At 51.3% G+C, this 15,090-nt stretch carries 17 protein-coding genes; 14 read left to right on the top strand and 3 right to left on the bottom strand.

Annotated features, from left to right (window positions below; all coding sequences use genetic code 11):
- The first annotated feature begins 100 nt into the window (after positions 1 to 100).
- Positions 101 to 1,264 (top strand): oxalate decarboxylase family bicupin, encoded by a 1,164-nt coding sequence (locus PBA01S_RS08770; protein WP_028537373.1) that lies wholly within the window; start codon positions 101 to 103, stop codon positions 1,262 to 1,264.
- On the opposite strand, the gene PBA01S_RS08765 is transcribed toward PBA01S_RS08770, so the two are convergent.
- From PBA01S_RS08765 to PBA01S_RS08755, 3 genes are all read right to left on the bottom strand, one after another.
- A complete protein-coding gene (locus PBA01S_RS08765; RefSeq protein ID WP_028537374.1) occupies positions 1,249 to 1,638 on the bottom strand; it encodes a hypothetical protein in 390 nt (129 codons plus the stop codon). The genes PBA01S_RS08770 and PBA01S_RS08765 overlap by 16 nt on opposite strands.
- Before the next feature lie 3 nt (positions 1,639 to 1,641).
- The gene (locus PBA01S_RS08760) at positions 1,642 to 2,241 is read right to left on the bottom strand and encodes an ImmA/IrrE family metallo-endopeptidase (RefSeq protein WP_085168748.1); all 600 of its coding nucleotides are present in this window, start codon (positions 2,239 to 2,241) and stop codon (positions 1,642 to 1,644) included.
- 121 nt (positions 2,242 to 2,362) lie between these two features.
- Complete coding sequence (locus PBA01S_RS08755) at positions 2,363 to 2,719, bottom strand: helix-turn-helix domain-containing protein (RefSeq protein ID WP_164744127.1); 357 nt, start codon at positions 2,717 to 2,719, stop codon at positions 2,363 to 2,365.
- Positions 2,720 to 3,010: 291 nt separating this feature from the next.
- On the opposite strand from PBA01S_RS08755, the gene PBA01S_RS08750 reads away from it, so the two are divergent.
- The 13 genes from PBA01S_RS08750 to PBA01S_RS08690 all read left to right on the top strand — a co-directional run bounded on the left by PBA01S_RS08750 (position 3,011) and on the right by PBA01S_RS08690 (position 15,052).
- The gene (locus PBA01S_RS08750; RefSeq protein ID WP_028537377.1) at positions 3,011 to 3,298 is read left to right on the top strand and encodes a hypothetical protein; all 288 of its coding nucleotides are present in this window, start codon (positions 3,011 to 3,013) and stop codon (positions 3,296 to 3,298) included.
- A gap of 428 nt (positions 3,299 to 3,726) precedes the next feature.
- Positions 3,727 to 4,659: a peptidoglycan recognition protein family protein gene (locus tag PBA01S_RS08745; protein WP_255315313.1), complete on the top strand. Its 933-nt coding sequence runs from the start codon at positions 3,727 to 3,729 to the stop codon at positions 4,657 to 4,659.
- 20 nt (positions 4,660 to 4,679) lie between these two features.
- Complete coding sequence (locus tag PBA01S_RS08740) at positions 4,680 to 4,958, top strand: holin (RefSeq protein ID WP_016311299.1); 279 nt, start codon at positions 4,680 to 4,682, stop codon at positions 4,956 to 4,958.
- A gap of 45 nt (positions 4,959 to 5,003) precedes the next feature.
- Positions 5,004 to 5,270: a hypothetical protein gene (locus PBA01S_RS08735; RefSeq protein WP_307719237.1), complete on the top strand. Its 267-nt coding sequence runs from the start codon at positions 5,004 to 5,006 to the stop codon at positions 5,268 to 5,270.
- A 423-nt stretch (positions 5,271 to 5,693) separates the two neighbouring features.
- Entirely contained in the window at positions 5,694 to 6,806 is a 1,113-nt protein-coding gene (locus PBA01S_RS08730) for an amidohydrolase/deacetylase family metallohydrolase (protein WP_085168844.1), read from the top strand.
- Positions 6,772 to 7,875, top strand: coding sequence for a DgaE family pyridoxal phosphate-dependent ammonia lyase (locus PBA01S_RS08725; RefSeq protein ID WP_016311302.1), 1,104 nt, complete (start codon positions 6,772 to 6,774; stop codon positions 7,873 to 7,875). Before PBA01S_RS08730 ends, PBA01S_RS08725 begins: the two co-directional genes overlap by 35 nt.
- Position 7,876: 1 nt before the next feature.
- On the top strand, positions 7,877 to 8,632 hold the full coding sequence (dagF, locus tag PBA01S_RS08720; protein ID WP_016311303.1) for a 2-dehydro-3-deoxy-phosphogluconate aldolase: 756 nt from the start codon (positions 7,877 to 7,879) through the stop codon (positions 8,630 to 8,632).
- Entirely contained in the window at positions 8,625 to 9,647 is a 1,023-nt protein-coding gene (locus tag PBA01S_RS08715; protein WP_085168752.1) for a sugar kinase, read from the top strand. The genes dagF and PBA01S_RS08715 overlap by 8 nt, the downstream gene beginning before the upstream one ends.
- A gap of 11 nt (positions 9,648 to 9,658) precedes the next feature.
- Positions 9,659 to 10,381, top strand: coding sequence for a GntR family transcriptional regulator (locus PBA01S_RS08710; RefSeq protein ID WP_028537383.1), 723 nt, complete (start codon positions 9,659 to 9,661; stop codon positions 10,379 to 10,381).
- 191 nt (positions 10,382 to 10,572) lie between these two features.
- Positions 10,573 to 11,592, top strand: coding sequence for a glycoside hydrolase family 130 protein (locus PBA01S_RS08705; protein WP_016311306.1), 1,020 nt, complete (start codon positions 10,573 to 10,575; stop codon positions 11,590 to 11,592).
- A gap of 304 nt (positions 11,593 to 11,896) precedes the next feature.
- Positions 11,897 to 13,213, top strand: coding sequence for an extracellular solute-binding protein (locus PBA01S_RS08700; protein ID WP_127575796.1), 1,317 nt, complete (start codon positions 11,897 to 11,899; stop codon positions 13,211 to 13,213).
- A gap of 114 nt (positions 13,214 to 13,327) precedes the next feature.
- Positions 13,328 to 14,203 (top strand): carbohydrate ABC transporter permease, encoded by an 876-nt coding sequence (locus tag PBA01S_RS08695; RefSeq protein ID WP_127575795.1) that lies wholly within the window; start codon positions 13,328 to 13,330, stop codon positions 14,201 to 14,203.
- Between the two features lie 12 nt (positions 14,204 to 14,215).
- The gene (locus PBA01S_RS08690) at positions 14,216 to 15,052 is read left to right on the top strand and encodes a carbohydrate ABC transporter permease (protein ID WP_371859511.1); all 837 of its coding nucleotides are present in this window, start codon (positions 14,216 to 14,218) and stop codon (positions 15,050 to 15,052) included.
- Positions 15,053 to 15,090: the final 38 nt, after the last annotated feature.

Raw genomic sequence — 15,090 nt, 5'->3', positions numbered from 1 at the left:
GGTAAAAATTAGCAGCAACATGTCCAGATAGGAGTGATGGTGAATGTCGGATCATTTGGATTCATCTGATTCCAGGCAGCCGGAGAATCAAGCTGGCGCGATGTCGTCGATCCCTCAGCCGATACGGGCTGACGGCGCCGGGGCTACCGATACAGGCCCGCGTGACGTCATGCGGGATCGCGAGAATCCCGATATGCTGGTTCCTCCAGTGACCGATAACGGATTGATTCCGAATTTGAAGTTTTCTTTTTCGGATACGCATATGCAGTTGAACCATGGGGGATGGTCCCGGGAAATTACGGTTCGGGAGCTGCCCATCGCCACGACGCTGGCGGGGGTCAATATGCGTCTGACGCCGGGGGGAGTGCGGGAACTGCATTGGCACCAGCAGGCAGAATGGTCGTTTATGATTTCGGGCAGTGCCCGGGTTACAGCGGTGGATCAGGACGGGAGGAACTTTATCGCCGATGTGGGCGTGGGGGATTTGTGGTATTTTCCACCGGGGATTCCCCATTCGATTCAAGGGCTGGAGGAAGGCTGCGAGTTTCTGCTTGTGTTCGATGACGGGAATTTCTCTGACCTCAATACGTTGACGATCTCCGACTGGTTTGCCCATACGCCCAAAGAGGTGCTTGCTGCGAATTTTGGCGTGCCTGAAAAGGCGTTCGACCATATCCCGAAAGAGCAGGTGTATATTTATCAGGACCGTGTTCCGGGGCCGATCGACACGCAAAGGATTGAATCGCCGTACGGCGAAATTCCTCTCAGCTTCAAGCACAGCCTGCTGGCCCAAGAGCCGATTCGAACGCCGGGCGGGACGGTACGGATCGCGGATTCGCGGAACTTCCCCATTTCCAAGACGATTGCGGCTGCCCTTGTGGAAATTAAGCCTGGTGCAATGCGAGAGCTGCATTGGCACCCCAACAATGATGAATGGCAATATTATTTGTCCGGGAAAGGACGGATGACCGTATTTGCCGGTAACGGCGCTGCCCGTACCTTTAACGTCAGAGCAGGGGATGTAGGGTATGTACCGTTTGCCTATGGCCACTATATCCAGAATACCGGCGACCGCAGCATCTGGTTCCTGGAGATGTTCCGCAGTGACCGATTTGCGGATGTGTCGCTCAATCAATGGATGGCGCTGACGCCGCATCAGCTGGTGGAGAGCAATCTGAATGTCGGGCCGCTGCTGATGGACGCGCTGCGCAAGCAAAAATGGCCGGTTGTCAAATACGACCATCCCAATCAACCGATGACATAGCCTAGAATTTCTTCGACTTCGTCCATCTGCAACACCAGGCGCTGGATGTCCGAGGGATCGCCGCAGCGGGCAGCAATTTGCGGCAGGCGGATGCCCAGCAGCTGTTGCGATGGATGGGAGTGCGATGTGTCCGGTGCGCCAGCTGAGATTTGATCTGATGGCTCCTGTTCCAGCTTAGGTCGAACGAGGTCTTCCAGCAGGACAGATACGCAGGGCAGGTCGCCAAAATCCTCGGGAGCAAACGGCTCAAACGGTCCCGAAACCGGGATATACAGCGTTTCCGACCAATCCACATCCCCTGGCTGGAGATCCACAATTAACTGCAGCGGACGGATCGAGTCCGTATAATAATCGCAATATGCCGCAATCCGCATTCTTTACCGCCCTCCTCGACTTCCGATTTGTCGTTCCAGCTGGGACAGTACCCGCCGGGTTTCCGGCGACCAGCTCTGCTCCGCTTCGCGCTGGCGGCGGGTTGCCTCCTGGGCAGCTGCGATGAGGCTGCCCTGCAGCACCCGCCGTTGGATTTGGTCCAACCGCTGCTCCGCCAGCTCCGGGGGAACCTGGAACTGTTCGGCAATGTAAGCCACCGCTTCGCTGCGATGATCCGGCACCGGCAGCTTGGCGAACATATAGAAAGGAATGGCGGCATAGAGCACAAACTGCTCAGCTTCGGTCTCTTGGGCATGCATGAACAGCTCAGTCATCCGCCGCTGATCTCCGGCATGGCGCAGCACATGGCAAAGTTCATGGAAAAAGACGACCCGGGACTGATCCGCCTGCATCATTTTGTTCAAGAAAATCACATTCTCCTCATTGTCCGAAAAGGACGGGTGATTCCCATAGACTAACCCGATCCCGAAGGCTTCGGCGATGCGGTCGATGTCGAGATCGGCGGGGGATGAGATCCCGTGATTCAGATATTTGGTATTCATCCATTGCTCCAGATGAGTCTCGCGATAATAGGCGTACAACATTCAAGTCACCTCTTGGATAAGAATGTATGTTCGGTCTATAGTCCGAAATAAGGGCCCTTAGAATCAGGGCCGTTGTAGTTGTCTTGTTGATTTTATATGTAACTCGTTATCTTCGAATAATTTAGCCTTTCGATTCGTCTCCGTCCAGCAGCTTCTTCTTCTGCTCCCGATATGCTTTGAGGGCTGCCTCCATCATGGCGATTTCATCCGCTGTATACGCTTCAGGTCCTCCGAAAAAAGACAAACTCATGCCTTTCTCCACTGCTGAAGACGGGTCGTTGGTCCGGCCTAGTAAATAATCGGCACTGGTATCCAGAGCGTCAACGATCTTACGCAGCACCTCCGGATCCGGCTTGCGGTCGTTGGTCTCATACCGAGATAGCTGCACGACCGAAATTTCGGCTTGGGAGGCGAGGTCTTTTTGCGTGAGCTGACGTAGTTCACGAAGATATTTGATTCGTTCGCCTAGCGTTTGCATGGTTACTCCTCTTCCTAACCGTTTCATTTAGTGTAGCACAAGTTGCCAAATTGGTAAAGAGAAGGTGGTAAGGATGGGAATTTTTTATATTACCAAATCGGTAATCATATGGCTTGACATTACCAAAATGGCAACATATAATCAGGTTGCGGTTACCAAATTGGTAAAAAAGAGGGTGGAAAACACTCTATCCAAACTTTTCTTGGACAAGCTCAATTGAAGATAAGGAAGATAGGGATTTCCAAAATGGTAATAAACTTCGCTTAAAGAAACTTAAGAGAGGTGAGATTTATGGACATGACTGCACTAACTTCGATCACATCGGCCTTAGCGGCAATTAGTGGGATAGCATTAGGCTGGGCCGGGCGCTCGAAAGCGATGCGGAGGGAAGCTGAGGAAGCGGCTGAAGCTGAGGCGATGAGACGAACAGAGATCGTAAATCTCAAGAGACTCATTGACGACATGAAAATCGAGCAGAAGCTGCAAGGCCAGCGATTTGAAGCCTTCTCCGAGCGGCTGACCCGCGTCGAAGAGTCAGCAAAACAAGCCCATAAACGGATCGATCGGCTGGAGGAATAAGCTCTTGGGTATGATTGAGGTATATGGAAGAGTATGCTAAGATAACAATAGAAACAAGGAGGCTGCGCCACAGCCTCCCCGGTACAACACTTGGGTGGGAAACCTCCAAATGTACTTCAGAGAATAACCCGCACCTCGGCGCTAACCTGGGCGGGTTATTTTCGTTTATTCAGATAAGTAAGCAGTGCAAGGACAAACATGCCTAGCATGATCACTTCCGAAAACGAAAATTGCATACGCATCACCTCCCATCTGGAGGCGATACTGTCCCACCCAAGTTCAGTTGTACATGCTAAATTATACCAGAGTCTGCTAAATCATCGCAGGCTCTTTTGTTTTATGATGAAAATCCTAGAATCGTACTCACAAGCGCACAAGCGAAGGGGATACCTTGACGAATAGCATAAATGGAAGGGGTGAAATCGCTTATGGATACACAAAAATACCGGATTGAAAGGCGATACATTGCAAGGCGGCCTAACGTCCGACCAGGGACGAGGTTGACGACGGGAACCCCGGAGTTTTTTGTGGCACATGACACGGGGAATCCGGGGGCTACGGCGGACAACCACTATGCCTATTTCAACTCGCTGAAGGATCGTACGGCCTCGGCCCATGTGTTTATCGATGATACAAAAATTCTTGAAATTATCCCGACAGGCACTGGCTCGGATCCTGCGGAAAAAGCTTGGCACGTGCTGTACAACGTGACGACGGACAACGATTTATTTGGCTATGATGCCAATGATGCGGCCATCGGGGTGGAATTTTGTTACGGCGGGCGCATAAAATTTACGGAAGCGTACAAGCGGTATGTCTGGTATCTGGCTTATTGCTGTTACAAATGGAACAAGAACCCTTACGTCTTTATTCCATCTCACAGGCAACTGGATCCCGCGCGAAGACAGGATCCTGATAAGGCTCTGGCTACAGGCGGAAAAACGATGAACCGATTGCTGGACGATATCTCAGCCGAACTCAAGACCATGCGTACAACTAGCCCGACGTCAAACTCAAATACATCGTTTACGCCATTGCCCGCTTCCATCGCACAGTCGCTGATCGACAACTACGTTTCTCCTGCATGGTTTGCTTCACGTGCCAAAGGGGACCAAGTTGGCATGACGCATTTTCACAATTTAGCGAACAATCTACGGGTGGCCTCAGGCATTCCATTAGCCTCTTCGTCCACTCCCGGCCCATTGATTCCACTGCCAAAAAGCAATGCACAGGAAATCATCTTCCGCTGGCTTTCTCCGGCTTGGTTTAAGGCACGGGACGAAGGGAATATGGCACGAGCGCAGCATTTTAACAACTTAGCTAACTACCTGCGCCGGGCGGCGGGCATCCCGGAGCAATAAGAAGGAGGGGAATCATCGTCATGCAAAACGAGATTTTAACCAATGTACTGGCCTTTGCCTCGGTCTTGTCCGTATTTGTATTAGCTTTGGTTCAACTTGTGAAAACAACTTTCAACCTGCCGAAAAATCTGATCCCTTTCATCGGGGTAATCATCGGCATTTTGGTTGGAGCAGCGGCGTACCCATTTACGGAAATGGAGCTGGTGCTGCGACTGTGGGCGGGAGGTTTAGCGGGTTTATCGGCCACCGGGTTGTTTGAGCTCGGGAACAAACGCCAAGGAAGAACGAAGGACAAATAAGCGGGCTTCGGGGACAGCATGATCTTGCTTGGAGGTCATTTCCACTTGAATAAAGATCAATTGTTTGCATATAATACAAACAAACGTTCCTATATGGAGATGATCCTGGTGGAAAAATACATCGGTCGCACCGTAGAAATCATCTACCTTGACCGTACAGGCAAGATTACGCAGCGGCGGATCGAAGTTCATGATGTGCGGGGCGGTTTGGTTCGGGCGACTTGCCTGACTTCCCATGCCCCTCGGGCTTTTCGGATCGAGAACATATTAGCTTGTGTACCTGTGGCAAAAGGGCGGCATACTGCCTCCTGAGCCTCCCTATATTTTGGGCCGTTCGCTTCGCGAGCGGCCCTTTTTGCATTTCAAATCTTGATGATTAGTAGGTGCATTGTCAATATGTTTGGTAAAAGGAATAGACCCTTACCTAACGCGTGGGGGTCTATTTCTTTTTGATTTGGTAGAGTTACTGGCTTACTAGTTCCCCCGGTCACTTTCCAAGTGATACGGGGGGCTTTTTGCTTAATACACAGTGTGAAATTACAACTTTTTCGGATATTATCGTAATTTCGTGGGATATTTCCTGGACTTTTGGGAGGCTAAGATGAAATTAATGTACGAGAAATCCAATATTTAAACATTATAACGTTATATTCTCAAGAGTCATTTTCCATGTTATGCTAAATTCAATCAGAGGCAGGCATGACAACGATCCTTATTAAAAAGAGGCGAGCTATGATGAAGGAAAGAGTCGTTTATCGCCATCTCCAAAGAGTTAATGGGGAAGCGATCGACATTGTGATCGAGGATGGGATCATCACGGAGATCACGGAAGCCGGCCAGGCTCGCGGCGATCGGGACTGGGACGGGACCGGCCACTATGTGTCCAGCGGTTGGATCGATATGCATGTCCACGCATTTCCAGAGTTCGACCCGTACGGTGACGAGATCGATGAGATTGGCGTGAAGCAAGGCGTCACAACAATTATAGATGCCGGCAGCTGCGGTGCGGATCGGATCGGCGATCTGCTGGCCAGCGGCAAGCACGCGGAGACCAATCTGTTGGCTTTTTTGAACATCTCGCGGATTGGACTGAAACGCATCGACGAACTGTCGGAGTTAGCTTGGATCGACCGTGAGCGCTTGAAGGCTGCACTTGCCGAGTATCGGGACTCCATCGTTGGCCTGAAAGCGCGAATCAGCCAGAGCGTCGTCCGCGACAACGGCGTCATGCCGCTGCGGATCGGAAGGGAGCTGTCGCTGGAGACGGGGCTGCCGCTGATGGTGCATATCGGCTCAGCGCCGCCCGATATCCGGGAGGTGATCCCGCTGCTGCAACGAAAAGATATCATTACCCATTATCTCAACGGGAAAGCGAACAATTTATTTGATGAAGCTGGCGAACCGCTCCCGGTGTTAAACGAGGCAATCCGCCGCGGGGTGCATCTTGATGTAGGCCATGGTACGGCCAGCTTCTCGTTTCGGGTGGCCGAGGCGGCGAAGCGACAAGGGATCCACCCTGATACGATCAGCACCGACATCTACCGGGGGAACCGGCTGAATGGTCCGGTGTACAGCATGGCCAACGTGCTGAGCAAATTTCTTTATCTTGGCTATTCGCTTGAGGAAGTCATTGCTGCGGTAACCACTCAAGCAGCACAATGGCTGGGCCGTGAGAAGTTGGGCCGCATTCAGGTTGGAGACCCGGCCCACTTAACGTTGTTCGTCGTGAAGGAAGAACCTGTGGAACTCGTTGATTCGGAAGGAGAACGGCGCGTCTCGAAGCGCCGTATCGAAGCGAAAGGAGTGATCGTCCATGGAAAATTCATTAAATGCGAAGTATGGGCTTAAGCGCGTGATTAACGCCAGCGGGCGGATGAGCATCCTTGGCGTATCGGCGCCAAGCGACACGGTGATGGACGCGATGAAGCGGGGCGGCCAAAGCTACGTCGAAATCGCTGACCTCGTGGACAAGGCGGGAGACTATGTCGCCAAACATGTGGGATCGGAGGCAGCGGTGGTCGTCAACTCGGCATCCAGCGGCATCGCTTTGTCGGTTGCGGCAATCGTAACGCAAGGCGACCGACGCAAGAGCTTGCGTCTGCATCAGGAGGAAATCCCCCGTAACGAAATCATCATGCTGAAGGGGCATAACGTGCAGTACGGCGCTCCCGTGGAAACGATGGTGTACCTCGGCGGCGGCAAGCTGGTGGAGGCGGGCTACGCGAATGAAGGGCGAGCAGAGCACATTGAAGACGCGATCGGCGACAGAACTGCGGCGATCCTCTATGTGAAATCACATCATGCCGTGCAGAAGAACATGATCTCCGTTGAAGAGGCGTGGGAGGTCGCGCAGCGGAATCAAATTCCAATGATCGTCGATGCCGCGGCGGAGGAGGATCTGCAAAAGTACGTGAAATTCTCCGACTTGGCCATTTACAGCGGCTCCAAAGCGATTGAAGGCCCGACCTCCGGTATCGTTGCCGGGAAACGCAAGTACATCGAATGGGTAAAGGTGCAGCTGCACGGCATCGGACGAAGCATGAAGGTGGGCAAGGAAACGACCTTTGGGTTGCTGCAAGCCCTGGACGAGTACGCCGTGAAACCCGACAACAGTGAGCGCGAAAAAGAGGCTTTGCAAACCTTGATGCCGCTGAGTGAGCTTCCGGGAATCCGGGTCTCTATCGTGCAGGACGAAGCCGGGCGAGCGATTTTCCGGGCGCGAGTGCAGGTGGACCCGCAGCAAGCTGGAATTTCGGCGAAGGACATGGTACATGCGCTGCAAACGGGGGATATTGCCATTTACACCCGGGATTATGGGGTGAGACAAGGGTATTTTGATATCGATCCACGCCCGCTGATGGGGGACGATATCGAGGTCATTGCCGCAAAAATTCGCGAATTGGCAGGAGGACAATAAGATGTCGCAAATCGCAAAACGCTTTTATAAAAATCGGGTAGCCCTCAACGTCCTGGCTAAAGATATTCCGAACGCCAAGGAAGTGTTTGAAGCGGCGGAAGGTTATGTGCTCGTTGGGGTCCTGTCGAAGGACTACGCTAGCGTTGAGGAAGCCGTAACGGCAATGAAGGCATACGGCCGGGTAATTGACGATGCAGTGTCGATCGGTCTGGGTGCCGGCGATAATCGTCAGGCGGCCGTCGTTGCCGAGATCGCCAAGCATTATGCCGGCAGCCATATCAATCAGGTGTTCCCGGCGGTTGGAGCGACCCGAGCGAATCTTGGCGCACAAGATGGCTGGATCAACAGCTTGGTCTCCCCGACGGGGCAAGCGGGATACGTGAACATCTCCACCGGCCCGGCCAGCGCAGCCCAGGAGAAGCCAGCGATTGTTCCGGTTGAAGCAGCGATTGCGCTGGTGCGCGATATGGGCGGCAATGCGCTCAAATACTTCCCAATGCAAGGCTTAAGCCGCGAAGAAGAGCTTCGCGCGGTAGCGGCTGCTTGTGCGAAGGAGAATTTTGCGCTGGAGCCGACCGGCGGAATCGACCTGGACAATTTTGAGCCGATCGTGCGCATTGCCTTGGAAGCCGGGGTTCCACAAGTCATTCCGCATGTATATACCTCGATCATCGACAAAGAGACCGGCAACACCCGGACCGAAGATGTGCATCTGCTGACCCAAATCATGAAACAGCTGGCGAATGCTTATGCCTAAACATCGTATTGCCGCCTTCGGTGAAGTAATGATGCGCCTGCAGGTCCCGGGGTATGAGACGTTAGCGCAGGCGGATACGTTGAAGTATTCTTTTTCGGGTACCGGCGTAAATGTGGTGTCGGCTTTATCCCGCTACGGGCATGAGGGTGTACTAGTCACACGGTTGCCGGATAATCCGCTGGGCGATGCAGCTGTCGCCTACCTTCGCAAGTTGGGCATCGGCACGGCCCACATTGTCCGGGGAGGCAAGTACATAGGCATGTACTTCCTGGAAAATGGCTTTGGCGTGCGGCCCAGCCGCGTCACCTATACGAATCGGTTGGACAGCAGCTTTAACACTGCGCCGGAAGGAACCTATGATTACGAGGACATTGCCGCTGGCATGGAGGCGGTCCATTTCGATGGGATCACGCTGGCGATGAACGATGACGTACGATCCCATATGAAGTTGTTCGCCGAAGCCGTGAAGCGGCAGGGGGGCAAGGTGATTTTTGACTGCAACTACCGTCCGTCCCTATGGGGGGAAGACGGCTATGTCCAGGCGAAACCGCATTATGAAGCGATGCTGCGATTGGCGGACATCGTGATGATGAATGAAAAAGACGCGCTGCTGACCTTGGGAATGACTACGAACCAGCAGGATCGGGAAGAGCAGTTGAAGGAGCTGATACCGATCGTGGCGGATAACTACGGCATTTCTGTGATTGCCGGAACCCATCGCCAGATCCACGGCGACAACTCGCATTCGCTGCGCGGATTTCTGTACAAAGGGGGATGTTTTGCGTTCTCCGAACGGCTGACGTTTTCCGTCTATGATAGAATAGGGGCAGGAGACGCTTTTGCGAGCGGGATGATCCATGGGGAGTTGGAGGGCTTTGAACCGGAGAAGACCGTCCGGTTTGCGGCAGCGGCAGGCATGCTCGCGCATACGGTGCCGGGTGATACCCCGATGGCGACGGAGGCAGATATCTTCCGGGCGATGGAGCAATCCGCCGCTGGCGATGTGGAAAGGTAGGGTACAGGTTCGTGAGGTTGTCCCGCAAAGATCGACCGTTGTATTTACAAATCAAAAACATCCTGAAAGAACGGATCTTACATGGCGTATACCCGCTTGGTATGAATATCCCTTCGGAGCCTCAGCTGGAGCAGGAATTTGGCGTGAGTAAAATCACCGTCCGCGGCGCGATTCAGGAACTCGTCCAGGAAGGCTATCTGGAGAAGGGCAGCGGCAAAGGTACTAAAGTGATCCGCAACAAAGCCGCCTCCAAATGGTCGAAATGGAAGCACTTCACGGAGATTCTAGTGGAGGAGAATCATCAGATTCGCAAGGAATGGCTCCGTGCCGCATCGTTGTGGAACGAGGCGGGCTCCGAGCTTCACAAGCTGTTCGGGGAGCGCTGCTTGAAGCTGGAACGAGCATATCATCTCGACGGCGAGCCTTATATTTTTTACGAGCATTATTTGGCCGTCACTTGGAAAGAACCGTCGGAACCGGAGCTTGAAGATTTCCGCGACCACTCATTCTATGAGGTTCTGGAAGAGTGGGGCGTATCGCTGGACAAGCTGAGGGACGAGTTCACGGTGGCTCTTCCGCCCGCCGAGGCGAAGCAATTCCTGGGATTGGCAGACGGAGTCCCCGTGCTGAAGCGTTTGCGGTATTCGCGGGATGCCCAGGGAAGATTGGCCGAATATAGCGTTGGGTACTATAATACGGAATTGCAAAGTTACATTGTCGATTATGATGCATAACAAGGAGAATGCCAGGCCCCAGATTGTTGCATTAAATGCCGCAATCTGTTTTTTTTTGCCCCATAAATGATCTGAATAATTCAGATATTTTTGAAAGTTTATGGGATATTTCCGTCAGAACGCCGGGGCTATAATAACAATACAGATTTTGATACCTAGATTGTTAGAGGGGTTTAAGAGGAGGAACGCAGGTGAAGATCACGAGACATCCGGAAAACCCGATTGTGGTGCCGGGAGGATATGAGTGGAGAAAAGTGACGGTATTCAACCCGGCGGTGATCATGGATAACGGCAAATTTTATATGATCGAACGGACGGCAGGATCGCTGACTCCGTGCAAAAACTACTTGGGGCTGTTGGAAAGCGAAGACGGCGTGCATTTCACCCATGTAAAGGACGAGCCGATCATTACGCCGGACATGCTAGGTTTCCCGTACGGCAGTGTGCAGGACCCGCGGATTGTAAAAATCGATGACACGTTTTATATGAACTACGCGCTGCGTCCATGTGCAATGAGTTATTATCCGACAGGAAGAGGCGTTCCGGAGCGTTCCATTCCGAAATACCCAGACGGTTGGGGAGAGCAGGAAGGACATTGGCTGACGCGTTCCTCCATTGTTGCCTCCAAGAACCTGATCGATTGGGAATTCGTTGCCGACACAACGCCGCTGGATATCAATGACCGCGACAACATCCTGTTCCCCGAGAAGATTAACGGCAAGTTCGTGCTGCTGCGGCGGCCGGAGGAATACGTCGGCGATGCGTACGGCACGGAAAAAGCAGCGATGTGGATTACCTATTCCGAGGATCTGATCCATTGGGAAGAGCCGAAGTTGCTGGCGAAAGCGGAGAACATGGCCTGGGAATCGCGAAAAATTGGGGGATCGACGCCGCCGATCAGGACGGATCGCGGATGGCTCGTGTTGTACCACGGCGTCGATGATGAGGTCGTTTACCGCGTAGGGGCGATGCTGCTGGATCTGGAGAATCCAGAGAAGATCATCGCCCGCACGAAAAACTTCATCATGGAGCCGGAAACGTACTACGAGAAATTTGGCTATCAGATTCCAAACGTCATCTTCCCCACGGGGAATGTCGTTAAAGACGGCTTACTCTATATCTACTATGGGGTGACGGATACCGCGATCGCGCTGGCTACGGTGCCGGTAGATGAATTGGTGGACCATATTTTGAAAGACTCGCAAGCTTAATACTAGCAGGAAGATAGCCGCATAAAGCGGTTATCTATAATCAACTAATGTAAGCGTTACCAAATAGAAGCTCCAACTTCTGCTGCAACCCCTCAACACAATAGTTGTGTTAGTATATATAACATATTAAGTAAGTTATATTTAGAATTACTTCAAAATATTAGATATAATCGAAAAATCATGGGATGTTTAGATATCGGATCCGTCTATATAATAAGCGATATAACAGATGAAGAAATATATTAGATCATTTTCTGTTATTTTCTTAGGAAGTTCTAAATTCGATAAGGGAGAGGGTTGTACGATGAGGAGAACAAACCGAAGTAGAAAATCGATCATGCTTGGCTTTCTTGCTGTATTGATGTTGTTGGTCACCGCGTGTGGCAGTAATAGTGCAAGTAATGCGAACAATACTAGCGGTTCAGGAACGGAGCCGACAATTACGTTAACCATGATGCACCCTTGGACTACCCCGAATGTGGATAACGAAGTGTATAAAGAACGTATTGCAGAGTTCGAGAAGCAACATCCCAATATTATTATCAAGCAAGACAGCGTGCCTTCTGCACAATACAAGACGAAGCTGCGTACGCTGGCTGCTGCCAACAACTTGGCGGATATCAATGTCATATGGCCGGGAGCGGATCTGGACCCGCTGGTAGCCGGGAACTTGCTTCAACCGATTAATGACATGATGGACAATTGGAAGGATCTCCTGCCGGAATATGCCTTGAGCGGCTTTAATGTAGACGGTCAGCAGTATGCGATCCCGACCAAACAAAACTTTGTTGATATCATTTACTACAATAAAGAGATGTTTGCCCAGGTGGGCTATGACCATTTCCCGGATACTTATGAAGGCTTTATCGATGTAATAACCAAGCTGAAAGCAGCAGGGATTACACCGATTTCGTTAGGCAACAAGGAACAATGGCCGCTGCAATCCACATACGTATCCGGCATTGGCGATCGTTTTACAGGCAGCGACTTTTTGCCCGCTGTTTTGGCAGGGAAGGCGAAGTTTACCGACACTGAGTTCGTGAAAGCACTGGCAGTTATTGATGAGTTGACTAAGCTGGGAGCTTTTAATACAGATGCCAATAATATGGACTCGGTACAAAGTCAGGATTATTTGATCCAAGGTAAGGCCGCCATGCATATTTCGTCGGCAACGGTGGATGGGCGGATCCGGATGAATAACGAAGAAGGCGATAAGTTTGGGATTGCTTTGTTGCCGAGCTTTGAAGGTGGTAAGGGCGATCCGAAGAAGAGTGCCGGAATCATGCAATTTGGCATCGGTATCAAGAGCGGGTTGGATGAACAGAAGCTGCAGGCTGCCCAAGAGTTCCTGAAGTTCTTTGTCAGCGAGGATCTATATAAGGAACTGGCACGTAAGGGCGTAGTGGTCCCAGCGAAAATTGATGTTCCTGAGGATGCAAGTCCTTATTTGAAGGAAATGCTGGCTTTGACGAGCAACGGAATGTCTCCGGTCTTCGATAGTTTAATTCCGACCCAAGTCGTCGATGTGTTACAAAATGGCCTGCAGTCGATGATGATGGGACGTACGACTCCTGAGGAACTGGCTGCAGAGGTTCAACAGGCGATGGATGACATGAGATAGACATGATGATGAGGCAATAGCACGGTATCCATATCGATGCGTGATAGAAAACCCGTTCCTCGGGTTTTCTTCATTCATCGGAGTTGAATCTAGATATAAAGGAGGGAACCCCTGATGCAAACATTACGAGGCGCGAAACTGGCGATCTTTATTGGGTTATTACCTGCCCTGATCATCTATCTGGGAATCGCCATTGTACCGATCGGTGTGTCGCTGTACTATTCGTTGATGGACTGGAACGGCATCGGATCGATGGAGTTCGTTGGTCTTGATAACTTCACGAAAATTCTGGGCAACGACACCTTCTGGCTCTCGGTCAAAAATAACGTCATCATCATGGTGACCGGTCTGATCGGCCAAATTCCGCTTGGATTACTGCTAGCGCTGTTGCTGAATCGCGGACTGAAGGGTTCCGGGTTCTTCCGCACGGTTGGCTTTATGCCCGTAGTCATCTCTTCCGTCATGGTGTCCTTGATATGGGGCATGGTTTATAACACGGAATACGGGATGCTTAATAACCTGCTGGGCCTCGTGGGCCTCGACAGTTGGAAGCAGAACTGGCTTGGCGATGACCGTTGGTCCATGTTGTCGATCAGCTTGGCGTATATCTGGCAGAACTGTGGTCTATATATGGTTATTTTTCTGGCCGCATTGCAAAACATCCCCGACGAGGTCAACGAAGCTGCCGAGCTGGATGGGGCCACAGGGCTCAAACGCACCTTCCTGATTACGATCCCGATGATTCGCACTACGCTGATGGTTGGGGTTGTTTATAGCATCAGTAACTCCTTCCGCGTCTTCGACTTAATTCAGATTTTGACGGGCGGCGGTCCTGCACACCAAACCGAAGTGATGACCATTCATATGTACAACAGCGCCTTTATAAATATGCGCTATGGTTACGGCAGTGCAGTTGCAATCTTAATCTTACTGTTCAGTTTGATCGTGATCTCGATTGTCAATCGCCTAGGTCGAGACAAAGATGCATAAAGAAAGGAGGGAATGGCTATGAGCATGAAGTCCATTGGGTTCCGAATATTGGCCTACACTTTTCTAAGTCTATTCGCTATCATAAATATAATTCCGCTGTTCTGGATGGTCGTTAACTCTTTCAAAAATGAACAGGAATACGCGCTCAGCCCGTTTTCGCTGCCGGAAGCCTTGCATGTGTCCAACTACGCGGAGGCGTGGAAAGTAGCCAATATGAATGTATACTTTCTGAACAGTTTGTTTGTTACCTTTGCTTCCTTGGTAGTCACCGTATTTTTAGGGGCCTTAGCCTCCTATTTTCTATCACGGTTTCAATTTAGATTGCGAGGTTTCACTTACGGCGTATTTCTGTTGGGCATGCTTGTGCCAATTCACGCAACATTGATTCCGATCTTTCTGATCATGCAGAAATTACACCTGTTAGATACCCATTTATCGTTGATTTTGCCGTATACAGCGTTCCACCTGTCGTTAACGATCATTATTCTGGAGGGCTTCATGCGGGGATTCCCCAAGGATCTCGAGGAATCGGGCGTCATGGATGGCGCAGGTATTTTCCGAATTTTCTGGTCGATCATCCTCCCTATTACAAGACCTGCAATGGCAACCGTCATTATCCTCAACTTTATCTATAACTGGAATGAATATTTGTTCGCTTTAGTATTAATCAGCTCATCAGAGCTCAAGACGCTGCCGCTTGGCTTGGCCAACTTCGTAGGCATCGAAACGGCGAATCTGACGTTGCAAATGGCAGCGCTGACGATGGCGCTGATTCCGATCATTATTTTCTATTTATTATTGCAAAAACAACTGGTTACCGGCATGACGGCAGGGGCGGTCAAAGGGTAACTAAGGTTCACATAGCATCACGACCGGACGGAGGCGAT

Source organism: Paenibacillus barengoltzii NBRC 101215 (assembly GCF_004000745.1).
In the GTDB taxonomy this organism is placed as follows: domain Bacteria; phylum Bacillota; class Bacilli; order Paenibacillales; family Paenibacillaceae; genus Fontibacillus; species Fontibacillus barengoltzii.
Note: the sequence above shows the minus strand (reverse complement) of the source record. Positions and strands in the feature narration are given on the sequence as shown.